General features: G+C 35.9%; 20 protein-coding genes. 10 read left to right on the forward strand and 10 right to left on the reverse strand.

Annotation, left to right across the window (positions count from 1 at the left end; all coding sequences use genetic code 11):
- Nucleotides 1-39: 39 nt before the first annotated feature.
- Both REB14_RS05640 and REB14_RS05645 read right to left on the reverse strand, forming a co-directional pair.
- A complete protein-coding gene (locus REB14_RS05640) occupies nt 40-1,326 on the reverse strand; it encodes a CitMHS family transporter (RefSeq protein WP_309521725.1) in 1,287 nt (428 codons plus the stop codon).
- 24 nt (nt 1,327-1,350) lie between these two features.
- Nucleotides 1,351-2,046, reverse strand: coding sequence for a DUF2490 domain-containing protein (locus REB14_RS05645; RefSeq protein WP_238594298.1), 696 nt, complete (start codon nt 2,044-2,046; stop codon nt 1,351-1,353).
- 295 nt (nt 2,047-2,341) lie between these two features.
- On the opposite strand from REB14_RS05645, the gene REB14_RS05650 reads away from it, so the two are divergent.
- Entirely contained in the window at nt 2,342-3,310 is a 969-nt protein-coding gene (locus REB14_RS05650; protein WP_309521726.1) for a sensor histidine kinase, read from the forward strand.
- A complete protein-coding gene (locus REB14_RS05655) occupies nt 3,303-4,001 on the forward strand; it encodes a LytR/AlgR family response regulator transcription factor (protein ID WP_079243191.1) in 699 nt (232 codons plus the stop codon). The genes REB14_RS05650 and REB14_RS05655 overlap by 8 nt, the downstream gene beginning before the upstream one ends.
- A 54-nt stretch (nt 4,002-4,055) precedes the next feature.
- Here REB14_RS05655 and REB14_RS05660 read toward each other — a convergent pair whose 3' ends face one another.
- From REB14_RS05660 to REB14_RS05680, 5 genes are all read right to left on the reverse strand, one after another.
- Nucleotides 4,056-4,190 carry a hypothetical protein gene (locus tag REB14_RS05660; RefSeq protein ID WP_255812661.1) on the reverse strand — a complete coding sequence of 45 codons (135 nt, stop codon included), beginning with the start codon at nt 4,188-4,190 and terminating at the stop codon, nt 4,056-4,058.
- A gap of 235 nt (nt 4,191-4,425) precedes the next feature.
- A complete protein-coding gene (locus tag REB14_RS05665) occupies nt 4,426-4,563 on the reverse strand; it encodes a hypothetical protein (protein WP_167348788.1) in 138 nt (45 codons plus the stop codon).
- Nucleotides 4,564-4,718: 155 nt separating this feature from the next.
- A complete protein-coding gene (locus REB14_RS05670; protein WP_079243190.1) occupies nt 4,719-5,441 on the reverse strand; it encodes a DUF3108 domain-containing protein in 723 nt (240 codons plus the stop codon).
- 55 nt (nt 5,442-5,496) lie between these two features.
- Nucleotides 5,497-7,884 (reverse strand): M1 family metallopeptidase, encoded by a 2,388-nt coding sequence (locus tag REB14_RS05675; protein WP_309521727.1) that lies wholly within the window; start codon nt 7,882-7,884, stop codon nt 5,497-5,499.
- A 67-nt stretch (nt 7,885-7,951) separates the two neighbouring features.
- Nucleotides 7,952-8,530 carry a HupE/UreJ family protein gene (locus REB14_RS05680; protein WP_079243188.1) on the reverse strand — a complete coding sequence of 193 codons (579 nt, stop codon included), beginning with the start codon at nt 8,528-8,530 and terminating at the stop codon, nt 7,952-7,954.
- A 151-nt stretch (nt 8,531-8,681) separates the two neighbouring features.
- On the opposite strand from REB14_RS05680, the gene REB14_RS05685 reads away from it, so the two are divergent.
- Complete coding sequence (locus tag REB14_RS05685) at nt 8,682-11,897, forward strand: S8/S53 family peptidase (RefSeq protein ID WP_309521728.1); 3,216 nt, start codon at nt 8,682-8,684, stop codon at nt 11,895-11,897.
- 80 nt (nt 11,898-11,977) lie between these two features.
- Nucleotides 11,978-12,493 carry a DUF6702 family protein gene (locus REB14_RS05690; protein WP_309521729.1) on the forward strand — a complete coding sequence of 172 codons (516 nt, stop codon included), beginning with the start codon at nt 11,978-11,980 and terminating at the stop codon, nt 12,491-12,493.
- A 55-nt stretch (nt 12,494-12,548) separates the two neighbouring features.
- On the opposite strand, the gene REB14_RS05695 is transcribed toward REB14_RS05690, so the two are convergent.
- Together REB14_RS05695 and radA are read right to left on the reverse strand one after the other, a co-directional pair.
- Nucleotides 12,549-13,142: an acyl carrier protein phosphodiesterase gene (locus tag REB14_RS05695; RefSeq protein ID WP_079243185.1), complete on the reverse strand. Its 594-nt coding sequence runs from the start codon at nt 13,140-13,142 to the stop codon at nt 12,549-12,551.
- 131 nt (nt 13,143-13,273) lie between these two features.
- A complete protein-coding gene (gene radA, locus REB14_RS05700) occupies nt 13,274-14,623 on the reverse strand; it encodes a DNA repair protein RadA (protein ID WP_079243184.1) in 1,350 nt (449 codons plus the stop codon).
- Between the two features lie 139 nt (nt 14,624-14,762).
- Here radA and REB14_RS05705 point away from each other — a divergent pair, with 139 nt between their 5' ends.
- The 3 genes from REB14_RS05705 (at nt 14,763) to yidC (ending at nt 19,144) form a co-directional block, all read left to right on the forward strand.
- Nucleotides 14,763-15,332, forward strand: coding sequence for a YceI family protein (locus REB14_RS05705; RefSeq protein ID WP_079243183.1), 570 nt, complete (start codon nt 14,763-14,765; stop codon nt 15,330-15,332).
- Nucleotides 15,333-15,558: 226 nt separating this feature from the next.
- Nucleotides 15,559-17,166 (forward strand): CTP synthase, encoded by a 1,608-nt coding sequence (locus REB14_RS05710; protein WP_079243182.1) that lies wholly within the window; start codon nt 15,559-15,561, stop codon nt 17,164-17,166.
- A gap of 178 nt (nt 17,167-17,344) precedes the next feature.
- Nucleotides 17,345-19,144 (forward strand): membrane protein insertase YidC, encoded by a 1,800-nt coding sequence (yidC, locus tag REB14_RS05715; RefSeq protein ID WP_034696117.1) that lies wholly within the window; start codon nt 17,345-17,347, stop codon nt 19,142-19,144.
- A 129-nt stretch (nt 19,145-19,273) separates the two neighbouring features.
- Here yidC and REB14_RS05720 read toward each other — a convergent pair whose 3' ends face one another.
- The gene (locus tag REB14_RS05720; protein ID WP_079243181.1) at nt 19,274-19,858 is read right to left on the reverse strand and encodes a ribonuclease HII; all 585 of its coding nucleotides are present in this window, start codon (nt 19,856-19,858) and stop codon (nt 19,274-19,276) included.
- 696 nt (nt 19,859-20,554) lie between these two features.
- Here REB14_RS05720 and REB14_RS05725 point away from each other — a divergent pair.
- Genes REB14_RS05725 through REB14_RS05735 form a run of 3 tightly spaced genes read left to right on the forward strand, consistent with a single transcriptional unit; the run spans nt 20,555 to nt 25,483 of the window.
- Nucleotides 20,555-23,512: a SusC/RagA family TonB-linked outer membrane protein gene (locus REB14_RS05725; RefSeq protein WP_079243180.1), complete on the forward strand. Its 2,958-nt coding sequence runs from the start codon at nt 20,555-20,557 to the stop codon at nt 23,510-23,512.
- Between the two features lie 3 nt (nt 23,513-23,515).
- Nucleotides 23,516-24,976 carry a SusD/RagB family nutrient-binding outer membrane lipoprotein gene (locus REB14_RS05730; protein ID WP_079243179.1) on the forward strand — a complete coding sequence of 487 codons (1,461 nt, stop codon included), beginning with the start codon at nt 23,516-23,518 and terminating at the stop codon, nt 24,974-24,976.
- A gap of 57 nt (nt 24,977-25,033) precedes the next feature.
- Nucleotides 25,034-25,483 carry a lipocalin-like domain-containing protein gene (locus REB14_RS05735; protein WP_079243178.1) on the forward strand — a complete coding sequence of 150 codons (450 nt, stop codon included), beginning with the start codon at nt 25,034-25,036 and terminating at the stop codon, nt 25,481-25,483.
- Nucleotides 25,484-25,773: the final 290 nt, after the last annotated feature.

Raw genomic sequence — 25,773 nt, forward strand, 5'->3', positions numbered from 1 at the left:
ATGGTAAGATTACAATATTCAAAATTCAAAGATATAACCTTATATAATACCAAGAATCAATGCGCTCAGTAACATTACAATTGATGATCCTATAGCCCATTTTAAGGTGAATTTCAGGTGGTCAGAGAATTCTACACCGGCCAGTGAAACCAACAGATAAGTAGAAGGCACCAACGGACTTAATAAATGAGAAGCCTGCCCTACAAGACTGGCACGTCCCAAAATATCAGGAGGAATATTCAGCTGGCTGCCTGTAGCTGTAATCACAGGTAATATTCCAAAATAATAAGCATCATTGGTAAGAAAAAAGGTAAGCGGTACACTGAATATTGCGGTGATGACATTCAGATATCCACCCCAGGTTTTAGGAACAATACTGATAATGCTGTTTCCCATAGCATTCATAATTCCGGTTCCATTCAGGATTCCAGTGAAAATTCCAGCTCCAAAGATCATTCCTGCTACAGATAACGCATTCCCTGCATGTTTTGAAATGATTTTCTGCTGGTCTTTCAGTTTCGGGTAATTAATCAGGGAAGCTATACAGAAGGCTATCATAAAGGCAATTCCCAAAGGAATAATGTCCAGAATCATAACGCAAAGAAGAATAATAGTCAGAATTAAATTAACAATAATAAGCTTTGGACGTCTTAATGCAGGGTCATTTTCACCAGCAATATCCTGTCCGCTGTATTTGGTATATTTTCCATGTTTGTTTATTCTTTTTTTCTCCCGAACTCCCAGAATATAGGCCACAAAAAATACCCATACCAGCCCGATCAGCATAACCGGAATCATAGGAACAAATATTTCAGTATGTCCCAGTTTAAGGGAGCTCATCACTCTTGCGGTAGGACCACCCCATGGTAGAATATTCATAATACCACCTGCAAGCATGATAATACAGGTTAAAACCAGAGGGTTCATTCCCTGTTTTTTATAAAGCGGGAGTAATGCTGCCACTACAATAATGTAAGTGGAAGAGCCATCACCGTCTAAAGAAACTAAAGTGGTGAGAAGGGCAGTTCCGATGGTTGTTTTTACAGGATTATCTCCTACAGCTTTTAATATGGCATTGACAAGTGGTTCGAAAAGCCCGGTGTCAATCATCAGGCTGAAATACAGGATAGCAAAAATCAGCATAACCCCCGTAAGTGCTATTTCTTTGACACCATTTTTCATCATATCTCCGAGTTCGGGTCCGAATCCTGCCACTACAGCTATAAGGACTGGTACTAGGACCAAGGCGGTAAGCGGAGTCATCTTTTTGTTCATGATGAGAATCATGAAGATGAAAATCATTAAAAAACCAAGAAATGTAAGCATAGTTATCTATAAATATTAATGAGATTATTGTTGTTTCTTTTTTCTCCAGTCAAAGCTGTTTCTGAAACCTATGAAACCGTAGTTACTTGTTTTTCCGGTTTCCAGCTGATTGATGAAAGCCAATTCCAGTGCAGAGTTTTTGCCTATTTTTATTCCAAGTCCTGCTGTAATACGATTGCTGTCGAAAGGCTCTACTTTATCCACATTCATTCTTATTTCATTTTTAAGAATACCGTAGAGCTTTTCTTTTTCTCCTTTTTTGTTGAAGGGAATTCTGACAGAGATGAGATATCGGATTCTTACTTCAAATTCATCAGGATTGCTGAGGAAACGTTCTTCCACTCTAAGACGGTTGGAGATCGATGTTCTTCCGATGAAATACTCAGCAGTTACCTGTTGGAAAGGTCTTTTTTCATATCTTATCTTTTTAGAATCGTCGGCATTATAAGATTCTAGGATCAGAAACATCGCTCCTGCGGCAGGTCTTATATTTTCTGCCACTTCATAGTCTACATAAGCATTCACAAGGAAAAGTCTAGTGTCGTAAGCCAGGTCAAAGGAACGGTATTGGGTAAGTGCAGTTAAAGTACTTTTATCAGTCAGCTTTGCAGACATCAGGTACTGAAACCACATATTATAATTGTCTTTGCTCTGACTATATAAAAGACCATTCAGTAGACAAAATGATAAGATAAGCGTTGATTTTATATTAAGTTTCATGTAATATTTGATTAATATTGCGGTTTCTCAAATATATTTATTAGGAAGAGCGGGCCTGGATTTTTTCAATCAATGACAGTTTTTCTCAACGAACTGCATTTTGAGACAAAAAGATATTATATTTGATGCGTTTCAAAATAAGGTATGGACTATGTTTTTAATCATTAATTTTATCATTATATTATTGATTATCAGGATTTTATTTAGTGGTAAAATTCTGGAAAGCCTTATGAAGTATCGCTGGAAGTTTTTGTTGAGGTTTCAGCACATTTTTTTCCTTTTTATCTTCATTTTAATGACTTATTTCACCGAAAACTACTTCCTGGATTCAAATCAATTGGTGATAAGCATTATTTTGAATACAATTTTCAATGTTGGAATTTATTATCTGGTGTATTACTATCTTGTTCCACGATTCTATTTATCGAATAAGTATCCGGAGTTTATTCTCTATGCATTAATCCTTTTTTTAGGGTCCAGTCTTTTCAGAATTCTTTGGGAACCTGCCGTTTTTCAGATGGATTTCAGTGGAGAAGGTTATCATGTCGGGTTTCTGTATAATGTGTATATCTCGCAAGGAATCATCATTCTGGTAGGCTCTTTTCTGGGAATTACCAAAGACAAATTTTTAATAGAACAGGATGTGATCAGTCTTGGAGAAGAGAAGGATCAGCTTTATCTTGATTTGCTGAAGTCTAAGCTAAATCCTCATTTTTTGTTGAATACCCTTAATAATATATATGCCAATAGTTTTACCCATTCGGAGAAGACATCGGATTCTATCTTGCAGCTGAGCAGACTTCTGAAATATATTATTTATGATAGTGGAAAAGAAAAAGTAACGGTTTCTCAGGAGTTTTCTTCCCTGAAAGCGCTTGCTGCATTGTATCAGCTTAAATATAATAACCAGCTTGATATTGTAATGGATATTGAAGATCAGGAAGAATTTGACATTGCTGAAATTCCGTCTGCTATACTTCTTACTTTATTTGAAAATGCTTTAAAACATTCAGCAATTGGAGAAGATGCTTATGCTTTTATAAAATTATTCTGTCATATTGAGCGCTCTGAACTGTATTTTGAAATTATAAACTCTGTCGGGAAAGATAGAACTCTTGTAGCTGAATCTGATTATCACGGATTGGGTAATGAAGCAATTATTCATATATTGGAAAAATTTTATCCTGATCAGTATGAGTTTTATTCCGGACCGAAAGAAAATGATCAATATAAAATTGCTTTAACAATTACTATCAATGGCTAACCTGACTATCGTTAATGTAGATGATGAATATCCTGCATTACAGCTTGTAAAACAATATTGTGATCAGCTTGAAGAGGTTGAACTGCTGGCTTCATTTCAGAAACCGGAAGAAGCACTGGCGTTTCTGAAAGCCAATAAAGTAGATCTTGTTGTTTTCGATATCAATATGCCTGGCATCAATGGAGTAGAGCTTTTGCAGCAAATTCCTGATCCGCCGCTGTGTATCTTTCTTACGCTGGAGACAAAATATGCAGTAAAAGCCTTTGAACTAGATGTTGTTCATTATCTTATCAAACCTGTGGATTTTGATACATTTAAAAAAGCAGTCAATAAAGCAAGGGATTTTGTCCAGTTTAAAAGCTCAGCAAGCAGTCAGCAACAAGAAGACTTTATCATGTTCAAATCCAATTATGTGATGAATAAAGTTTTTCTAAAAGATATTCTCTGGATACAGGGATTCGGGGAATATATTGTGCTGATGACGCCGTTGAAAAAGTATATGATTCTGGAAAGAATGTCCAATTTTGAAGAGAAGTTTCAGCATTTTGGGTTTATCAGAATTCACAAGTCTTATATTGTATTATCAGAACATATCAATTCTTATAACTCTGGTCATGTTTTTTTGAAAAACGGCGATGAGCTTCCTTTGGGGAGAACCTATAAAAAGAATCTAAAAGAACATTTAGGGTAAAAAATAAAGCCGGAATATTTCCGGCTTATTAAAAACTGTTATCAAGTGACTGAACTATGGGCAATATTGTCCAGGTCCAATCCACAGGATACACTGTCCTTTGTAATTGTACTCACAGCAAATACGTCCTGCTGCTCCGCCATTGATAGATTTCTGAGCATCTCTGCTTAATAATTTAGCGTTTTTCATAGTTAATAATATTTTGTTTGTACGTTCCTGAGCATTTAAAGTCAATCAGGATTTTGACATTTGGTGTAAAAGAAGTAAATCAAAGATACTATTTTTCCTTATTTCGTGATATAATTTTATTATGTTTTTTGAAATAAAATTTTGATTATCAGACAATAATGATAATGAGTTGAGGGTGTGAATAGAAAAAGCCGGAAATTTCCGGCTTTATCAAAATTGTTATCAGATGACAGAACTAAGGACAGTTTTGTCCTGGTCCGATCCATAAAGTACATTTTCCGTTGTCGTCGCGTTCGCAGCAAACGAGTCTGGCAGCAAGTCCGCCATTAATTGTTTTCTGAGCATCTCTGCTTAGTAGTTTTGCATTTTTCATAGTTAAAAATATTTTGATGGGTACATCCTGAACATTTAAAGTCAATCAGGTTTTTGACATTTGGTGTTATGTAATTCAAATATAAAACTTTTTAAGCCAGATTGTTATGTTTTTTGTAGACGAAAATGAGATATTGGTATCTGGATTTAAGTAATTTAAGGAGCTGTTTCTAAATACATTTTTCTTCCTGCCATTTCTATATCCTGCTTTACAATTTTCCTTGTGGCTGCATCAATATAATAGGTTACTGTGGTTGCTTTGTTGCTGATGTCATCATTGGTTTTTACTGCCCAAACCGGTTTTCCTTTATATTCTGTCTTTTGAGTATCCAGAATGTAGGCTTTCATCATCCCTTTTTTCTCAGATTTGGGGTTATAATCGAAAATAGAAATCTCGGCAGTATAGTGTTCTTTCAACGGAAGATATCTGATCAGCTGGGCATAGCTGCTACTGTCGAAATAATGATCTGCAGGAATTTCGATGATATCTTTTTTCTGAGATTTCTTATCAAGATAATATCCGGTGACCTTATCTTTTTCAGACTTGAGAACCATATCTCTCATTGAATTGTAAGAAGAGTGGTAGACTGGGGTGAAATTGGCTGTTTTGACAAGAGTAGAATCCGTCCATTTCGCATCCGGAGCCTGTTTCATTTTTACCGTTGTTCTGATCAAAAGATCTGCTTTGTTCAGTTTTTTGATTTCAGTAACAATGCTTCCTATTTCTATTTTTGTACCTGCATTTTCAGCAAACCATACGGCTTCAGAAGTTTCATCGTGGATAAGTTTTGAGTTGATCCCGGAATTTTCAGGAGTAAGTAGCTTCTGGGAAAAAAAATTAGCACTACTTAGTATTAAAAGGAAAAGAAAAGTTTTCATGATCTTTTTAATAATAAGTAGTGCTGTATTTATAAAAGTTACAACCTTTTGATTTTTAACTCTTTCCTGCGGCCTGCATTGGGTTGACTTTTCCGGTTGAGCCTCCTCTTACAGAACCTCCTCCTTGTTTTTGTTTGAAAAGTTGGAATTTTGAAGTTTCACTTCCCACTCCGGCATTGCTCCAGAAATTATTGCTTGTATCAATATCAGCAGTCTCTCTCATTGGATCCAGCTGAATAGATTTTACTTTCTTATCAAAATAATACGTCTTGGAAACTTTTTGTTCGTTCAGCCTCCAGATCTGCGCTGCAGATTTGTCATATACTTTTGATCCGTCTTCAAAAGTGAACTCAAGAATGATTGGCATTACCAGACCGCCTTTGTTCACAAAATCTATCTGATATCCTGTTATATTTTTGAATTTCTCTTTATCCTTGGCATCTAAAGTAAGACCTGCCTCTGTTTTGATGGTGTATTGCTTATTGTTATCAACCTTTTCCTGGCCTCTGTCATATCTGTAATAGAAATCCTGAAGATCTTTATCACCATCTACATAGAATTTGATATTCTTATCTTCTCTGTTTCTTATTTTTGAAAGGTCTTCAAAACTGTTTACCAATGGTTTTTCAACCTGATATTTTAGTTCAGCAGCAGCTCTTGGATCACTCTCAAGATTAGGAACAGCAACCGTTACTTTATCAATTGCAATATCTACAGGATCTGTTCCGTAGAACCAGCCTCTCCAGAACCAGTCAAGATCTTCTCCGCTGGCATCTTCCATCGTACGGAATAAATCTGCAGGTTCAGGATGCTTGAATGCCCATCTCTTTGCATACGTTTTAAATGCTTTGTCGAAAAGCTCCCTTCCCATGATCGTTTCACGAAGAATATTCAGTCCTGTAGCAGGTTTTGAATAAGCATTCGGACCATACTGAACAATATTTTCTGAGTTACTCATGATAGGCTCCAGCTGATCTTTCGGGAGTTTCATGTAGTCAACGATTGTCCATGCTGGTCCTCTTTTAGACGGGAATTTGTTATCCCATTTCTCTTCTGTAAGATATTCAGTAAATGTATTCAAACCTTCGTCCATCCATGCCCACTGTCTTTCATCAGAATTGATGATCATTGGGAAAAAGTTGTGACCAACCTCGTGGATGATTACTCCGATCATTCCATTTTTTGTTCCTTCAGAATAAGTTCCGTCTTTTTCGGTTCTCCCGAAATTGAAACAGATCATAGGATACTCCATTCCATTGGCAGCTTCTACAGACTGAGCCACAGGATATGGATAAGGAATGGTAAATTCCGAATAGGTTTTGATGGTATGGGCTACCGCTTTTGTAGAAAATTTTCTGTAAAGACCGTAAGATTCTTTTGGATAGAAACTCATTGCCATTACTTTATTATTGTTTTCAGGAATCGTTACACGCATTCCGTCCCAGACAAACTTTCTGGAAGAAGTCCATGCAAAATCACGAACATCTTTCGCTTCGAAAACCCATGTTTTTCTTTGTTTTGAATGATTTTTCTCTGCTTTTTTAGCTTCATCCAAGGTTACAATTTCGATAGGCTCTGCTGCGTTTTCAGCTTTTCTGTATCTTGATAGCTGATCAGATGTCAACACCTGATCGTAATTTTTACATTCTCCTGTTCCGCCAACAATATGATCTGCAGGTACATTCATGGAAACCTTAAAGTCTCCGAAAACCAAAGCAAATTCACCTCTTCCGGTAAACTGATGATTCTGCCAACCCTGGAAGTCACTATAGACGCACATTCTTGGATACCATTGGGCCATTGTATACAGATCATTGCCATCTTCAGGGAAGTTTTCAAAACCTCCTCGGCCTCCCATTTTAATTCTGTCGGAAATATTATAGTTCCAGTCTACTTTGAAAACGAATTTCTCACCCTTTTTTAAAACTTTGGGAAGATCGATACGCATCATCGTTTTGTTGACTGTATACTTCAATGGATTACCTGAAGCATCTGTTACTTTTTCCAGACTTACACCATAACCGTTATCTTTTACAGGAAGTTCAGAAACTTTAAGCTGCTGGTCCGTAGTGGAAGGACGAAGTACAGACGAAGTGTCATATCCTGCATTTCTGATGCTTGAGTGTTCGTTTTCATCAAGCTGCAGCCAGATATAGTCCAGTTCATCAGGCGAATTATTGTAGTAAGTCACCGTTTCTGAACCTTTCAGATTTCTTTTATCTTCATCCAGATAAGCGGTGATGTTATAATCGGCTCTGTTCTGCCAGTATCCGTGACCGGGAGCTCCTGAAGCCGTTCTGTAAATGTTGGGTGTTGGTAGAATAGTTCCCAGCTGCTCAAACTTATTGCCGTGATTGCTGCCTGGGTTATTCTGAATATTTTGTGCGGTGAAACCTGTATATGCAAATACAGAAAGTGAAAGTATAACAACTTTTAGTTTCATAACCGAAATGATTTTTTAATGATCAAAGATAGTAATTACCTGTTGAATTAATGAGAATATTTAACTTTTAAAAAGGAATTCTTTCCAAAGTCATTTTTAAGGATAAAGCAAATACTCCGGAAGAAACAAAGAGTATCCAGTCTTTTTTATTCACTTTGAAAAGATTGAGTGAAAGAAACAGGATGATTAAAATTGCTGCAACAATGACAATCTGACCAAGTTCCAAACCCATATTAAACCCAAGGAGAGGTAAAGCAATACTTTGGCTTTTAGCAATCATTACTCTTGCTGTATTGGCAAATCCCATTCCATGAACAAGACCGAAAATCAGTGCAAGATAATAGTTGGCCCGCATCAAAGTCTGTTTCTGATTTTTCATGATAATATTATCCAGTGAGGTCAGAACAATGGTTAAAGGAATTAAAAACTCCACCCAGTCAGAAGGAACTCTGAAAACATCCAGAATGCTTAAAGCTAATGTAATAGAATGCCCGATTGTAAATGCAGTAACAAGAATCAGTATTTTTTTCCAGTCACTGTAAGAGTAAACAGCAATCAAAGCCAAAACAAAAAGCTGATGATCCAAGGCATCCAGAGAAATAATATGTTCCCATCCAAGGTTTAAATAAAAAAGAAAATCCTGCATTTTGATTAAAAAATTTTATATTTTGAATATATTGTTAAAATAATATTAATTTTATTATTTGATTTAATTTTTATGCTTAATCATTATTAATATTTTACATTATTTATGTTTTGAATAAAAATTGTATAATTGTATTGCTTAAAAATGAAATATGGATATCAAAAAATTATTTTTTACAAATGTAAACATTTCACATGGAGGAGCGAAGCTTCTTAGAAATGCTACAGCAGCCTTTTTGGGATTGTATTCCTACGCTTTTTACGGGCAGGTACAGAAACTGGATTCCCGGTTTGATCTTTTATTGAAAAATAAAGAAAATATTGCCAAGGGAAGAGCTGTAAAAGAACTGGAACGTCCTGATATGAAACTTGACCAGCACCTGGTAGTAACTTCAAAAGGAGCACAAACCATGTATTCATGTATTGTTTACACGAAGGAGCCTGAAAAACTAAAAGCAGACGGATTTATTGTACAAAGCCAGTTTCCCGCTTTTTCCACAGCTTTAGTTTCTATTGAAGATATTGAAAGACTGACTCAGCTTCCGTATGTAATTTCTGTAATGGGACCGCAGTTTGATGAGCTTCATAACGATGTGAGCCGCGCTCAGTCAGGAGCAAGTCTTTTGCAGGATGGTGTTTTCAATAACACAGCTTATAATGGAACAGGAGTTTTAGTAGGAATTTATGACACTGGAATAGACTGGAAACACCCTGATTTCAGAAAAGCTGATGATCAGACCAAAAGCAGAATTGTTTCTATTTGGGACCAGACATTAACTGCCCAGGCGGGAGAAGTTGCCCCGACAGGGTTTTCTACTGGAGTGGAATATACAAAAGCACAGATCGATGATGAACTGGATGGCACACCCACAGGTTTTGTTCGTGAAAATGATACCAATGGCCATGGAACCCATGTTTCAGGTACTGCCGCTGGAAATGGCTCTGCTTTTACAGATAAAAGACATAAAGGATTCTCATCTGACGCGGACATTGTTTTTGTGAAAGGAGGAAACGGATCTTTTCCTACAACCAATACCATTAATGCTTTAACCTATTTTAAAAATGTGGCAACAGCACTTAATAAACCTATTGTTGTCAATATGAGTATCGGTGGGCAGAGCACTGCTCATGATGGAACTTCCAGCCATGAAGTAGCGGTTAATAATTTTACCACCTCAGGAACGGGAAGAGTAGTTGTTATTTCGGCAGGTAACGACTACGGAGCTAATCTTCATAGAAAAGTAGATATTGCTGCTAATGCTTCCCAGACTTATAATTTTACGGTAGTAAGCAATACTTCTGCAGCTACAGTATTTTCATTTATAATGTATGCCAACGATAATACTCCTGTTACTGCAAAGCTAACTACTCCCGATGGGCAGCAGTATACTCAGCATATAAGTACAACTACAGCTCATAATATCTTGGGAGGTGGGCTTACAGCAACAATGTATAACTATTGGAGCAATGATAACAATAAAAGGTATGTTCAGCTGGTAATTGCCAGAACTTCAGGAACTACCAATGTTCAGGGAAATTATACATTGGAAATTACCAATAACGGAACACAGCAAATCTCAACCCATGGCTGGCTGTATAGCCAGGGAGTACAAACCACGTTGCAAAACGGGGATAATGAATATATTGTAGGAAGCCCGGGGAATGCTTCTAATGCTATTACAGTAGCATCATATATGGGAAGACCAAGCTGGTATAGTACGGGTGCTTATTCTACCACAACCCCACAGGAGTCTATTTCTTCATTCAGTTCACAGGGACCAAGAGTGGATGGGGTTCAAAAGCCGGATATCGCAGGTTCAGGTCAGAATGTTATATCATCAAGATCCAGCAATTCTGCTCCCGCAGCAACAGACATTATTTCAGGCACCAATTATTATGTGAAAAATCAGGGGACAAGTATGTCTTCACCAGGTGTAGCTGGAGCAGTAGGATTATTACTGCAGGCTAATCCTTCATTGACGGCAGCACAGGTGAAAGCCCGTCTTACAACTAATGCAAGAATGGACGGTGCAACCGGTGTCGTTCCGAATATGAGATGGGGATATGGTAAATTGGATATCTATAAAGCTGTTACTGATGAATTAGGATGCGTGAAATCCAATTTTGAAACGGTAAGTTACGATGAGCCATACATTGTAGCCAATACAGAATTTAATTATTATTTTGATAATATGGCTCTTGCGGTAAGATATACCCCTACATTAACAGGGAAACTGGGAGGGTTCTCTTTTGTATCAGGGTCTTCAATTCCTTCAGATATCCCGGTGGATATTCAGATCAGAAAGGTGGATGCTAACGGAAATCCCGGAGATATTATTGCTACTAAAACCATTACTTCATGGCTTAATAATATTCAGAGATATACCTGGAACTACATCAATCTTTCAGATTTGAATGTACAGATGGTAACCGGAAAAGAATTTTATATTGTTGTTAATGGATTAGGAGGAAGAATTGCCATGAAAGCAGAGAATGCTGTACTGAATAGCAGATCTAAAACTTCTACTGACGGTGCTACATGGACTTCCAGAACATTTGATCTTAAAATGAGAGCCGTAATCTATGAAAAGGTTGCTGAAGTAAAGAATTTAGCAACTTCCAACCAAACAAAAGCCAGTACAGTGGCCAATGGTTATAACTATTTTACAAATGCATGCCAGCTTATCTCAAGAGTAGAAAAAGAAGCGGGCAGTACAGTAACAGGAAATGTTACCTCAAAGGTATGGGTAGATAATGCACAGCCAAATTATGTTGCAAGAAGATACGAAATCAATTCCGATGCAAATACTACTACGGCTACCGGAAAAGTAACTTTATATTTCAAGCAGAGTGATTTCGATGCTTATAATCTGACCAATGGAGTGAAATTACCTACTTCACCTAGCGATGTAGCCAATAAAGCGAATCTTCTTATTGAAAAATATACAGGAACAAGCACTACGGGTACAGTTGCTTCTTTTGGAGGAGCTGCCACGGTTATTACACCAGATGTTGCAGATATTATCTGGAATGACACCTATCAATATTGGGAAGTCAGTTTCCAGGCAACAGGTTTTGGTGGTTATTTTATTAAAACAGGAACAACGTTAGGAACAGCTGATGTAAAGATGAATTCAGAAGTGAATATCACTCCTAATCCTGCCAAAGATTTTGTTACTGTAGTATTGGGAAGACATTCTAAAGGAACGGTAACCATTTATGATGTTTCAGGAAAATTGATTAAAACCGTAAATGTGAATGCTAATTCAGGTAAAATTGATGTTTCCGAACTGATAAAAGGAACGTATCTGTTCACCATAATGCTCGAGGATAATACAAAAATTACGAAAAAAGTAATTAAACAATAAATCATCACCGATCAATTATCTTAAAAAGCAGCAGTTATAGAAACTGCTGCTTTTTTTATATTTGCTGTAAAATAAGATTCATGTCAGGTAAATTTTTTTGGAGTGTTCTTTTATTATTAACAATGACTTTTCAGAGTTTTACAAAGAGTGAAGCTTTTCACCCTTATCACGTAGGCTCTGTAGAAATTAATTATAATTCAAAATCCAGAACATTTGAAGTGACAGGAAGATTTTTCCTGGATGATACGGAAAATGGTTTAGGAAAAAAATACGGAGGCTCTTTTCATTTTAATGATGAAAAATACAAAGCAAAATTGAACGATGCTCTGCAAAAATATTGTTCAGAATATTTTAAACTAAAAGCTGATAACAGGTTTTTGAAGGTAAATTATATCGGTTATGAAGAAGACCAGGAATCTGTAAATATCTTTATGGAATCTGAACCTGTAGCTACCCCGAAAAAAGTGGAAGCTGCTGTAAGTTTTCTGTATAATCTTTTTGATGATCAGATCAACATTGTCCATATTATTGTAAACGGACAAAGAAACAGTGAAAAACTTACCTATCCTAACCGCTATCTTTATAAGCAGTTTTAAAATATTATGGTGCAGCTACGAAAGCCGGACAACTTTCCAATTCTATTAGAAAATATTAATTTTCCAGCTGCAACAATGTATTGATTCCTTTTGCATGGGCCAGCAGATCAGGAAAAAAATCATCATAACACTGCTGAAGATGATCTTTGTTCTTCAAAAAAGCTTCAAAAACAGGAATATCCTTATCAAGGTACTTCGCTTTATTCAAAACATTCTGAATACTGAATTTAATTCCCCAGTCTTCACGGTAATTATAAAGCCAGTCATCATGCTCCATTTTCACAAGCATTTTTTTGAAATTTTCTGGAAGCCATTGTTCATAGGCATTTAAAACACGATAAACTTTAAGGGAATGCGCTTTCCATTCCGGAAGAGAATTCAGAGAAAGATCCTTAGCTACAAAATGATCCATCGAGACATCTACAAACGCACCTGCATACAGTCTTACCAAAGGAGCAAATACCTTTTTGGCTTCATGAATGGCAGGATGAGAATCGGTGTAAGTATCAATAGCTCTGTGCAGGGTAATTCCGTCCTGAATATCTTTCGGGAAAGTAAAACGATCTCTGTTACGGATAAAGTCTTCGAGAAACTGCCCCACGATCTGACCGTCGGTAAAAGAAAGAAAAGAATGCGCCAGATAATTCATAAATTAAAGGTATGAATTAAATGTGAATGTTTGATAATAGTGAATAGTGAATAGTCAATTCGCTTTGTTTGTGAATTTTTACCCACATTCTGATTGACAATTGACTTGCGAAGCAAAATTCACCATTCACATTAAAAAAGCCTCTCGTGAAAATCCTCAATCTTACTCACTTCTTCAATCTTGATTCCAAATTTTCTTTTCGGGATTTTATTAAGATTGGAAACAAATATTTTCTCATAGCCTAATTTTTCAGCCTCAGTAATTCGCTGCTCAATCTGTGCTACCGGACGAATTTCGCCACTTAATCCGATTTCTCCGGCAAAACAGTAATGTTCAGAAATCGCAATATCTTCATTAGAGGAAAGAACAGAAGCGATGACCGCCAAATCCAGTGCCGGATCATCTGTCTTTATTCCTCCGGTAATATTCAGGAAAACGTCTTTCGCTCCCAATTGGAAACCTGCTCTTTTTTCCAGTACAGCCAAAAGCATATTGAGTCTTTTTGAGTCAAAACCGGTACAGCTTCTTTGAGGAGTACCATAAACAGCTGTGCTTACCAATGCCTGAATCTCAAGAAGCATAGGTCTGTTTCCCTCCAGCGTTACGGCAACGGAGTTTCCGGACAGTTCTTCAAATTTCTTGGTGATCAGAATTTCAGAAGGGTTTTTAATCTCTTTCAATCCCTGGGACACCATTTCATAAATACCAATTTCGGCGGTAGAACCAAAACGGTTTTTATTGGCTCTCAACAATCTGAATAGGTGATTTCGGTCTCCATCGAAATTCAGAACCACGTCTACCATATGTTCCAGGACTTTTGGGCCGGCAATTTGGCCGTCTTTGGTGATATGGCCTACAAGGAAAACAGGAGTATTATTTTCTTTGGCATATTTGATAATCTCATTGGAACATTCTCTGATTTGAGAAACAGTTCCCGGAGAACTTTCTATCAGCTGAGACTGTAGGGTCTGAATGGAATCAATGATGACGAAATCAGGTTCCAGTTTTTTGGCCTCATGAAGAATTTTTTCCAATGATGTTTCAGTGAAAAGAAAACAGTTCGGATTTTGAATATCTGTAAGTCTGTCCGCTCTCATTTTAATCTGAGAAGCACTTTCTTCACCAGAAACATAGAAAATTTTTTTCTTCATTTTCAAAGCAAGCTGAAGCAGAAGGGTAGATTTTCCGATTCCCGGTTCGCCGCCAATCAGAGTTACAGAACCCAAAACAATTCCTCCTCCTAAAACACGATTAAGTTCTTCGGAAGGTGTTTTTATTCTCGGCTCTTCGCTGGTTTCCACTTCAACAATATTGATGACATGTTGTTTGGTTTTTGAAAAAGGAGGAGTTTTATGAGATGGTTTCTCTACAACCTCTTCTACTAAAGTGTTCCATTCTCCACAGTTTTTACATTGTCCCAGCCATTGAGGATACTGGGTTCCGCAGTTTTGACAGAAATATGCTGTTTTCAGTTTTGCCATACTGCGAAGTTATAAAAAAGCATTTTTCTTTCAGAATCTAAATGGATTTAATATTAAAAACTAATCTATGCATGGTAGAAATATCTTTCATATCTTAGCTTCATTCAATTAAAATATATTAATGTAAAATATCATTACAATGAAAAAAGTATTTTTATCTTTCGTATTTACGCTTTTAAGTATTGTTGCTTTTGGACAGGGAACCTGGCAGGTAGACCAGATGCATTCATCGGTCAACTTTAATATCAAGCACATGGGGATTAGTTTTGTACAGGGAAGGTTTGATAAATTTGACGGAAAAGCAGCTACCAGTGGTGCTAATCTGGATAATGCCGATTTAAACTTTTCTATCAGTGTTCCTACTGTTAATACCGGAGTGGACATGAGAGACAGACATCTTATCAGTGAAGAGTTTTTCGATGTTGCCAAATATCCTACTATTGAATTTAAGAGCTCATCCGTTACAAAAGATAAAAACAACAACTATATTGTTAAAGGAAAACTAACCATGAAAGGAGTAGAGAAAGAAATCACTGCTCCGGTTACATTTGGAGGAATTACAAAAAGTAAAGACGGAAAAGAGATTATGGGGATTCAGACAAAATTTACAGTAAACCGTCTGGATTATGGAATCAAATATGATCCGTCAGGAGCTGGTATCGCGAAAGATGTTGAAATAACGGCTTACTTTGAACTGACTAAGCAATAATATTTCAGAATATAAACTATAAAAAGGTTTTCCGCTCCAATGGAAAACCTTTTTCGTTGATAGACGAAATCCTGTTGGTTATAGCTTTGTTTCATTTGCTTATATCAAATATAGATAAAAAATTTTATCAGGTTTTATAATTGTTTGAAGCGGGTTTTATCATTTTCAAAATGTAAAAGATTGCTTTGTATCTCTTTTTCCCATAACTTTGCACAAACCTAATCTAATGAGTAAAAAGAATACAAAGTACATCTTTGTGACAGGAGGTGTAACTTCATCTTTGGGAAAGGGAATCGTTTCTGCTTCTCTGGGACTTCTACTAAAATCACGCGGCTTTAATGTAACGATCCAAAAATTAGATCCTTATATCAATATCGACCCAGGAACTTTGAATCCTTATGAGCACGGAGAGTGCTATGTGACTGAAGATGGTGCAGAGACGGATCTGGATTTAGGCCACTACGAGCGTTATCTTGATGCTCCTACATCCCAAAACAACAACGTTACTACAGGAAAAATCTACCAGACTGTAATTGAAAAAGAAAGAAAAGGAGATTTCCTTGGAAAAACAGTTCAGGTAATTCCTCATATTACTAACGAAATCAAACGTAGAATTAAAATCCTTTCAAAACAGAACTACGATATCATCATTACTGAGATCGGAGGGACAGTAGGGGATATCGAATCTTTACCATACATTGAAACCGTACGTCAGTTGAAGTGGGAGTTGGGAGAGAGTAATTCTATGGTGATTCACCTTACTTTATTGCCATATCTGGCTTCAAGTGGAGAACTAAAAACAAAACCATCCCAGCATTCCGTTCGTCAGTTAATGGAAAGCGGAATTATGGCAGATGTTTTAGTTTGTAGAACAGAACATAAAATTCCTAAAGATCAGAGAGCAAAATTAGCTCAGTTCTGTAATGTTCCTTTGGATAACGTTATCGAATGTAAAGATCTTGAAACGATCTATGAAGTTCCAATGTACCTTCAGAAGCAGAACTTTGATGATGTAGTACTGAAAGAACTTGATCTTAAAAGCGATAAAGACGCAGATCTTAAAGACTGGAAGAGTTTCCTTAAAAAATTCCAGAACCCTAAAAAAACCGTTGAAATTGCATTGGTAGGAAAATATGTTTCCCTTCAGGATTCTTATATTTCTATTGCTGAAGCATTCAAACATGCAGGAGCTGATCTTGAAACTGAAGTAAAAGTAAGATGGGTTTACAGTGGAGATATTACGGAAGAAAATATTAAAGATACGCTGAAAGGAGTGAATGGTATCCTTGTAGCTCCAGGTTTCGGAGACAGAGGAATTGAAGGAAAAGTTCTTACCGCAAAATATGCAAGAGAAAATAAAATTCCAATGTTGGGAATCTGTTTAGGAATGCAGATTATGACGATTGAATTTGCAAGAAATGTTTTAGGACATACCAAAGCAAACTCGATGGAATTTGATACAGCTACTCCTGATCCTGTAATTTCTTTGATGGAAGAACAGAAAAATGTAGTAGATAAAGGAGGAACAATGCGTCTTGGAGCATGGAAATGTACGTTGAAAAACGGATCTAAATTAAATGATATCTACGGAACCAAAAATATTTCTGAAAGACACCGTCACCGTTATGAATTCAACAGTGATTATCTTCAGGAATTTGAAAAAAATGGTTTCCTTGCTACAGGTACCAACCCTGAAACAGGTTTGGTAGAAGCGTTGGAACTTCCTGATCACCCATTCTATGTGGGAGTTCAGTATCACCCTGAATATAAAAGTACGGTAGCGACACCGCATCCACTATTCAGAGCTTTCATTAAGGCTTGCGAAAAGAAATAAGGTAAAATTTTATCATAAACGTCTACATATAAACTCAGGCTGAGAATAATCAGCCTGAGTTTATTATATAGTAACAACGTAAAGCATAGAGTTTTGATAAAAAAACAGTATTTTTGTCAGCTCAAATTACGTACACCAGTACGTACATTTTAAATTTAAAATTTTAATATAAAATAAAATGCAACAAAACAACGGAATCGATAAGAAGCAAATGATTAGTTTCGCGGTTTTATGCCTTGTTCTCTTCGGTTTTATGTTCTACTTCCAGAACAAACAAACGAAAGAAGCGGAGTTGAAAGCTCAGGAGCAAAAAACGGAACAGGCTAAAAATGCCGTAAAGCAAACTCAGGCAAACAATATCAATCCAAATGTAACTCCTAATGCAATCCAGACAGCAAGTCTTGGAAATAATGAACTGAAACTTGAATTTTCAAGCTTAGGAGGACAGGTTTCCAAAGTAGAGCTTTTAAAATATAAAGCCTACAATCACAAAACAGACAATGCAGATCAGCCACTTTATCTGATCACTAAAAATAACTCAAACTACGGTTTTCAGTTTAAAGATAAAACAGGGAAGATTGTTAATACTAAAGATTTAGTTTTCTCACCTACTGTTAATGGAAATGCGGTGACCTTAACTGCAGATTATAATGGTGCTGTAATTCAATTCATTTACACATTGCTTCCAAAATATACCCTTGATTTTAAAGTAAGAACTCAGGGACTTTCCAAAATTACTTCTGATAACAAAGCAGATTTCATTTGGGATTATAATGTAAGAAATCTGGAGAAGGGTAGAGCTCAGGAGCAGTCTCACTCAGAGTTTTCTTATGCTTTCAATAATTATAAAGACTATGATTATGATGGAAGAACCACAATGGAAGAGGAAAAAGAAACCCTTAACTGGATTGGTGTAAAGCAGCAGTTTTTCTCTTCAGTAATCGAAGCTAAAAACGGATTTACTCAAAATAAAGGAAACCAGGAAAATGTTGAAGAAGGAGAATATTTGAAGAAATTCAACTATGAAGGTTTCGTTCAAATGACTGGAAGTGAGCTGAACCAGGATTTCACATGGTATTTTATGCCATTGGATTTACCATTGCTTAAATCTTATGATAAAAACTTTGATGAGATTCTTCCTTTAGGTTGGTCATTTATTGGAGCAATGAACCGTTATTTCTTCATGTGGTTATATAGCATTATCGCTGCGTGGGGATTATCAGCAGGTTGGGTTATTTTTGTAATGACGATCATTGTGAAACTGATCCTTTCACCTATTATGTATAAGCAGCACAAGCTAAGTGCAATGATGAAGGTGATCCGTCCGGAAATTGATGAGGTGAATGCGAAGTTCAAGGATGCAGATCCGATGAAGAAACAGCAGGCTACAATGGAAGTTTATAGAAAGGCAGGAGTAAATCAGATGGCGGGATGTTTACCGGCATTAGTTCAGATTCCAATTTTCTATGCCTTATTCCGTTTCTTCCCGAACTTTATTGATCTTAGAGGACAAGGGTTTTGGTTTGCAAAGGATTTAACAGCTTATGATGATTTGATCAAGCTTCCATTTAAAGTTCCTTTCCTTGGAGATCATTTAAGTATTTTCGCTTTAGCTTGTACGGTTGTTATCTTGATTTATACTGTGATGACTTCAGGAAATATGCAACAGCCTCAGCAGGAAGGAATGCCAAATATGAAGGTATTAATGTATATCTTCCCGATCACATTCCTATTCTTCCTTAACACTTCAGCTTCAGGTCTTTCATGGTATTATTTTGTATCGAATGCGATTAACATCCTTATCATTCTTGTTATTAAGTATGTGATTCTGGATGAGAAAAAAATCCATGCTCAGATTCAGTCTAACAAGGAAAAACCGAAAGCAGAAGGTAAATTCCAGAAGAGAATGAGAGAAATGATGGAGAAGGCTCAGGAGCAGCAAAAAACTCAGGAGCAACAAAGAAATAAGAAGAAGTAATTCTTAAACATAAATTAAAAAGAGAAGCAATTTGATAATTGCTTCTCTTTTTTTATTTGGGAGTTTTATTTACAGGGATTTTCAGTCTTTAATTGACATGCCGATTTAATAATTGAAAATGAGTATTTTTCAATCATATTTAAGTCTGAAAGATTGTCTGTGATGAGGTGTTGGTCCATATTTTATAAGGGCTTCCTGATGTTTTTTTGTGGCATAGCCAAAATTGGTGTCCCAACCATATTCAGGATGTTCTTCATGAAGCTGAATCATTAACTTGTCCCTATAATTTTTGGCAAGAATAGAGGCTGCAGCAATAGATAACACTTTAGAATCTCCCTTAATAATGCATTGATGCGGAATGTAGTTATAAGGATGGAATTTATTTCCGTCCACCAGAATAAGTTCAGGAGTTATGGTCAGTTGATCCAGCGCACGGTGCATCGCATGAATACTCGCATTGAGAATATTATGTTCATCTATAAAGGAAGGTGGTAATTCTGCGATAGCATAGTTTTTCACATTGTCTTTGATGTAACTATCCAGTTCCATACGCGTTTTAAACGTTAATTTTTTGGAATCATTCACCAGGTTTTGTTTGAAATCATCATCTAAAATTACCGCTGCAGCTACCACCGGACCACTTAAACATCCTCTTCCTACTTCATCACATCCGGCCTCAATATAAAGATTTGACCAGTTTTTTATTAGCTCCATGAATTGTTTCTATACTGCAAAAATATAAAATTTTGAAGGAAGAGATTTTGGATGTTTTTTATTTTATTCTTACTTCAACAAAAGATAATATTGTGATTATATCGAATGCAGGGAGAAGACTGTAATCTGTTTTTAAATAACCGATATATAGGATGATTTTAAGAGTTTAGGATGGTTTAATTATAGAATGAGGCGAAAAGTGGATTCGAAGTGATATTGGTTAAATTGGGCTTAGGTTTATTCTCTCAATTTGGAACTCAATCTCATTTTGAAACATAAAAATTTATCTTGCTCTGGTAAGGAAACTTTAATACATTTTATCGCTTTTATGCATTTTTTTTGTTTAAAAAATGAAATATTTCTTCAATTGTAGAAATATGCTTTGCATAGTATCGTTTATTGGTTTTCTTTCATTTCTGTATTTTGAATTTTTAATTTATTGATATTCAATTTATTTACATTCATAATTAAATTTGTAATATAGATTATATCAATTTAAGTGATTGTTATTATTTCTTAAAAAAAACTAAGTTTTAAATGTTGTGTTTTTGTTAAATATTTTGTTTTTAACTTATTTTAATAATTTATTGACTTGTTTTTTTTGAAATTATTGAATAAGTTGTAATTTTTTCACATTTTGCTTTGTGGTATTAAGAAAGTTTTACAAATTTGTAAGGTCACAAAAATTAATTTGATATGAAGAAACTAACAGCAAGTCTTCTTGTTCTAGTAATGTCTTCTTCGATAGCTGTCGCTAACGCCCAGCAAAAGAATGACACTATTAAAACAAAAGAAATTGAGGGAGTGGTTGTAACCGCACTCGGAATTAAAAGAGAGAAAAAATCTCTTGGTTATGCTTCTGAAGAAGTTAAAGCTGCGGAATTAACTGGTGGAACGACTAATACCGGAAACGTAGCATCTCTTCTTTCAGGTAAGGTAGCCGGACTACAGGTAAATACTAATAACAACTTTGGCGGATCTGCAAACCTTTTGATCAGAGGATATAAATCTTTGTCAGGAGGTTCTCCACTTATTGTAATTGATGGTTCACCAGTTAACAATAATACGGTAACCGGATCTGTATTCGATTACGGTAACTTTCTTTCAGATATTAACCAGGAAGACATAGAATCTGTAAACGTACTGAAGGGTGCCGCTGCATCAGCTTTATATGGTGAAAGAGGAAGTGATGGTGTAATTTTAATTGTAACTAAAAGCGGACGAGGAAACAATGACGGAAGCTGGGGGGTTACTCTTAACTCAGGAATTACAGCAGGATTTATTGATAAATCTACTTTTCCTACCTATCAGACAAAGTATGGAGCAGGATACGGTGGCCAGTCATGGAACGAAGATCCGGGACCTGGAGGTTACAATTATGCTAACTTTGTAGATGACGCATCTTACGGACCTGCATTTAATCCCAACCAATTGGTTTACCAATGGGATTCATTTGATCCTTCTTCTCCAAACTATGGAAAAGCTACACCTTGGGTTGCTGCGAAAAACGGACCTATTAAATTCTTTGAAACACCAGTCACATACATTAATACAATTACCATTGAAAAAGGAAATAAAACTTCGAATCTTTCCTTGTCATATTCCAATATGCTTTCTAATGGTTTGATGCCTAACTCTGAGCTTAAAAAAAATACAATTTCTGCAAAATTTAATCACGATTTTACAGATAAATTACATGCCTCTGTTTTCACAACTTTAACTTTACAAGATACAAGAGGACGTAATGAAACTGGCTATTCGGATAATATTGTTTCTGGTTTCAGACAGTGGTGGCAGACCAACGTAGATGTGTTGGCATTAAGAGATGCTTATGCTAACAATGGAAATAGTAACTTTTCCTGGAACAGATCTACAGCGGCTGATGGAACTCCTCAATATTGGAACAATCCATATTTCCAGAGATATCAGAATTATCAGTCTGATGACAGGACCAGGATATTCAGTTATGCACAATTAAAATATGATGTTTCCAAAAATTTTGGAATCACAGGGAAACTATCTTATGATGATTTACAGATGGTTGTAGAAGAGAGATTAATGAATGGATCGCTTCCTCAGGCATTCGGTGCATCCGGACTTAATGTAAGTTCGGGATACGCAAGAACCAATGTGAAAAATACTGAGATCAACTTTGATTTATTTGCTAATTACAAGGTTGATATTACTTCAGACCTAAGTGTTAGCGGTATTGCAGGGGGGAACGTTAGAAGAAACCTTGTGGATAATATTTTTATGAGTACAGAAGGAGGTCTATCTAAACCTGGGCTTTTTGCTATATCCAACTCTGTAAGAACGATACTCCCACCTGATGAGAATTATGCAAAATGGGTTACTTCCAGTTTATATGCAACAGCATCTTTTGGATATAAGAACTTCTTATTTGTGGATGGTACTTACCGTGTAGACCAATCGTCTAACTTACCAAAAGGAAATAATAGCTATGGATATCCTTCGGTTACAGGTGCTGTTATTCTATCCGAATTTGTAAAACAACCATGGTTAAGTTTCTGGAAATTGAGAGCAAACTACGCTGAAGTAGGTTCATCTACCAACAATTACAGATTGGTAAATACTTTCAAAGCTAGAGGTGAAGGTCTGTTTGATCAACCTTTTTTCCTTGCGAATCCAAACCTGAAACCTCAAAGATCTAAGGAAACAGAATTTGGTATGGAGGCACAATTCTTCAAAAACAGATTAGGTTTTGATATTGCAATTTATAAAACCAGAACATTTGATCAGATTATCAATTTACCGGTTTCTTCCGCAACAGGATATAGAACATTCCTTGTAAATGCTGGGCAGATTGATAACAAAGGTATAGAAGTACAGTTAAATGGGACACCATTTAAAACAAATAATTTTACATGGGATGTAAACGTGAACTGGTCTAAAAATGAGAATAAAGTTATTGCATTAAATGGTGATTCTCAGAATTACTTAATAGCAAGTTATCAGGGTGGGGTTTCTCTTAATGCACGTGTAGGAGAATCTTTTGGAGCTTTGGTAGGATCAGATTATGTATATAATGCGAATGGCGATAGAGTAATTGATCCAGCTACAGGTCGTTATTTAAGAAATAATAATCAGGTTATAGGGAATATCACACCAGACTGGGTAGGTGGTATCAGAAACAGCTTCCGTTATAAAGATTTCTCAGTAAGTTTCCTTATTGATGTGAAAAAAGGAGGTGATGTATTCTCTACCGATATGTATTACGGATTAGCAACTGGTCTTTATGCAGAAACAGCTGATTATAGAGAGGGTGGATTCGTACATCCAGGTGTTAACCCGAATGGAAATGTAAATACGACACCTGCGATTAATCCGGGATCTTTTGGTAACGTAGACGGATATAGAAGAATGCCGAATAAAAGATTCGTTTATGATGCATCTTATGTAAAACTTAGAGAAGCAAGTATAGGATATAACCTTCCTAAATCTGTTTTGGCTAATACTGCTATTCGTGATGCAAAAATTTCAATTGTAGGTAGAAACCTTTGGATTATCCACAAAAACTTACCTTATGCAGATCCGGAAGCGGGTACTGGGAATGGTTTAGGAGCTAAAGGTAATTCTATCGGAGTACTACCTACTACCCGTGATATTGGGATTGATATAACTTTAAAATTCTAGAAAATGAAAAAAATATTTTTAATTATAGGTTTAGCTTCATTATCGTTAACTTTTACATCTTGTGAAAGAGACATCACGTCACTAAATGAAGACCCTAAACACCCAACGGAAGTTCCGTCAGGAGTCCTTTTTGCCAGCGCTGAACATGCACTTCTTGACCAGCTATTGTCTGCCAATGTAAACCGTAACATTACCAGGTTTTTTACACAGCAGTGGTCAGAAACTACTTATACTGATGAGACGAACTATGATATGGTGACGAGACCAATTCCAAGGAATCATTATAACCGTATGATGGCATCTGCGTCAGCTACAATTAATTCTCCGGGAGTATTATCTGCATTAAGAGATGCCAGAAGGTTTCTTGAGAGCGAAGGAGTAGATCCCGTTACTAAAAATAACAATATTGCTATGATTGAATTAGTAAATGTTTATGCATGGGCTAATTTGGTTGACACATATGGTGATATCCCTTATTTCGGAGCATTGAAAGCTACCGCTGAAAATCCAGGAAGTGCGGAAATTCCTTATGATGATGCAAAAACAGTGTATCTGGATCTTATCAAAAGAATTGATGCCGCTGTTGCTATGATTAATACTTCTGGTAGTGGATATGACAAGGATTTGATCTACAAAGGAGATATGACTAAATGGAAGAAAATGGGTAATTCATTGAAATTCAGAATGGCTGTAACCTTAGCAGATAGCGACCCCGCATTGGCTAAAACGTATGCAGAAGCAGCTTACACTGCGGGATTATTTACTGACAAAATGGATAATTTCGGACTGCAGACTTTTCCATCGGGATTGTTGTCAAATCCTGTGTATCAGGATGTTATTCAGTCTGGTAGAAATGACTTTATTCCGTCAGATGTTCTGGTTGATTTTATGAATACTACTTCAGATCCAAGAAGAGCCACGTGGTTTACACAGGTTGCTGGTGCTTATGTAGGGGGTGTGTACGGAGATCAGAATATTTTCAAAGATTATTCTCACTTTACAAACGTAATTTCTGGAGAAAATGCACAAGGCTTTTTATTAGATTATTCTGAAATTCAGTTTTTAAGAACTGAAGCCGCTGCTAGAGGATTTAGTGTTGGTGATACCGCCGCTAATCTATATGAATCTGCAATTAAAGCATCAATGACTGAGTATGGTATTACTGAAGCTACTGCAAATACTTTTATAGCTGCCAATCCATATAATGCTGCCAACTGGAAAAAATCTGTTGGTGAGCAAGCTTGGATAGCAATGTTCAATAAAGGGTTCCAGGCATGGAATTTTGCAAGAAGACTGGACTTCCCTGTATTTGTAAATCCTGGGGGATCTGTAGTAGAATCTGTACCAGTAAGAATGAAATATTCTGATCAGGAATATCTTCTTAACGCTAAGAATGTGAATGCTGCAGCTTCAAAGATTGGAGGTGACAAAGTATCCACAAAAATATTTTGGGATAAATTTTAAATTAAATAATAATTCCTCAAATCTACGAGTAGGTTTGAGGAATATAAAAACATTTATATGAGATTTTTTATAGGAATTGTTCTTTTAATAAGTGTTGCATCATGTTCCAATGATGACGACCGTGCAGTTGAAAATGAAAGTGTAAGTATTAATGGGACTTGGAAACCATATAAGTATGAGTTTAGAGGTAAAGATGTCATGTTGAGTGACTGTGAAAAGAAAGGAGTTATATTTATAAATCCTGATTTCTCGGGATCTTATGAAAGATATGATTTGTCTTCTTCTTCCGGAAACTGTAATCTTTTTGATTCTTTTGGAGGAAAATGGACCTTTGATAAAATGTATCAAACATTAACCCTTACCTATACAGAAGCTGGAGTTTCTAAAACAATGAAAAAAGAAATTGATTCCTATTCCAATACAGAACTCAGAATTAATGACAATAGTAAAAACCTGGATAGTACGCCTGGAAATGACGAAGCTATCCTTGTTTTCAGAAAAGAATAAATATTTCTTATTTATCTAAAAAAACCGCCAAATGGCGGTTTTTTTTTATTTGTAATCATTTTTATAAAGGATTTTGTGAATTAAAACTGACTTTTTTGTTTATATTAATCTTATAATCAGCACTTTATCTGTTATATTGAAAAGTGATTTTAAATGATATCAATTAGAAAATTGATGTTATTTTTTTTATTAAATATTTTATTTTTAATGTATTTTATTAATTGTTTTGTTTGTTTTTACTTCTATTTGTTGTTCTTTTGTTGTTTTTTTTAAGTTTTACTTGTTGAATT

The sequence above is a fragment of the Chryseobacterium metallicongregator genome (assembly GCF_031324065.1).
Lineage (GTDB): Bacteria > Bacteroidota > Bacteroidia > Flavobacteriales > Weeksellaceae > Chryseobacterium > Chryseobacterium metallicongregator.

Bases quoted from the DNA above. Each gene is read 5' to 3' on its own strand.
- REB14_RS05640 (WP_309521725.1), bottom strand. From the start codon at position 1,326: ATGCTTACATTTCTTGGTTTTTTAATGATTTTCATCTTCATGATTCTC.
- REB14_RS05645 (WP_238594298.1), bottom strand. From the start codon at position 2,046: ATGAAACTTAATATAAAATCAACGCTTATCTTATCATTTTGTCTACTG.
- REB14_RS05650 (WP_309521726.1), top strand. From the start codon at position 2,342: ATGACTTATTTCACCGAAAACTACTTCCTGGATTCAAATCAATTGGTG.
- REB14_RS05655 (WP_079243191.1), top strand. From the start codon at position 3,303: ATGGCTAACCTGACTATCGTTAATGTAGATGATGAATATCCTGCATTA.
- REB14_RS05660 (WP_255812661.1), bottom strand. From the start codon at position 4,190: ATGAAAAACGCTAAATTATTAAGCAGAGATGCTCAGAAATCTATCAAT.
- REB14_RS05665 (WP_167348788.1), bottom strand. From the start codon at position 4,563: ATGAAAAATGCAAAACTACTAAGCAGAGATGCTCAGAAAACAATTAAT.
- REB14_RS05670 (WP_079243190.1), bottom strand. From the start codon at position 5,441: ATGAAAACTTTTCTTTTCCTTTTAATACTAAGTAGTGCTAATTTTTTT.
- REB14_RS05675 (WP_309521727.1), bottom strand. From the start codon at position 7,884: ATGAAACTAAAAGTTGTTATACTTTCACTTTCTGTATTTGCATATACA.
- REB14_RS05680 (WP_079243188.1), bottom strand. From the start codon at position 8,530: ATGCAGGATTTTCTTTTTTATTTAAACCTTGGATGGGAACATATTATT.
- REB14_RS05685 (WP_309521728.1), top strand. From the start codon at position 8,682: ATGGATATCAAAAAATTATTTTTTACAAATGTAAACATTTCACATGGA.
- REB14_RS05690 (WP_309521729.1), top strand. From the start codon at position 11,978: ATGTCAGGTAAATTTTTTTGGAGTGTTCTTTTATTATTAACAATGACT.
- REB14_RS05695 (WP_079243185.1), bottom strand. From the start codon at position 13,142: ATGAATTATCTGGCGCATTCTTTTCTTTCTTTTACCGACGGTCAGATC.
- radA (WP_079243184.1), bottom strand. From the start codon at position 14,623: ATGGCAAAACTGAAAACAGCATATTTCTGTCAAAACTGCGGAACCCAG.
- REB14_RS05705 (WP_079243183.1), top strand. From the start codon at position 14,763: ATGAAAAAAGTATTTTTATCTTTCGTATTTACGCTTTTAAGTATTGTT.
- REB14_RS05710 (WP_079243182.1), top strand. From the start codon at position 15,559: ATGAGTAAAAAGAATACAAAGTACATCTTTGTGACAGGAGGTGTAACT.
- yidC (WP_034696117.1), top strand. From the start codon at position 17,345: ATGCAACAAAACAACGGAATCGATAAGAAGCAAATGATTAGTTTCGCG.
- REB14_RS05720 (WP_079243181.1), bottom strand. From the start codon at position 19,858: ATGGAGCTAATAAAAAACTGGTCAAATCTTTATATTGAGGCCGGATGT.
- REB14_RS05725 (WP_079243180.1), top strand. From the start codon at position 20,555: ATGAAGAAACTAACAGCAAGTCTTCTTGTTCTAGTAATGTCTTCTTCG.
- REB14_RS05730 (WP_079243179.1), top strand. From the start codon at position 23,516: ATGAAAAAAATATTTTTAATTATAGGTTTAGCTTCATTATCGTTAACT.
- REB14_RS05735 (WP_079243178.1), top strand. From the start codon at position 25,034: ATGAGATTTTTTATAGGAATTGTTCTTTTAATAAGTGTTGCATCATGT.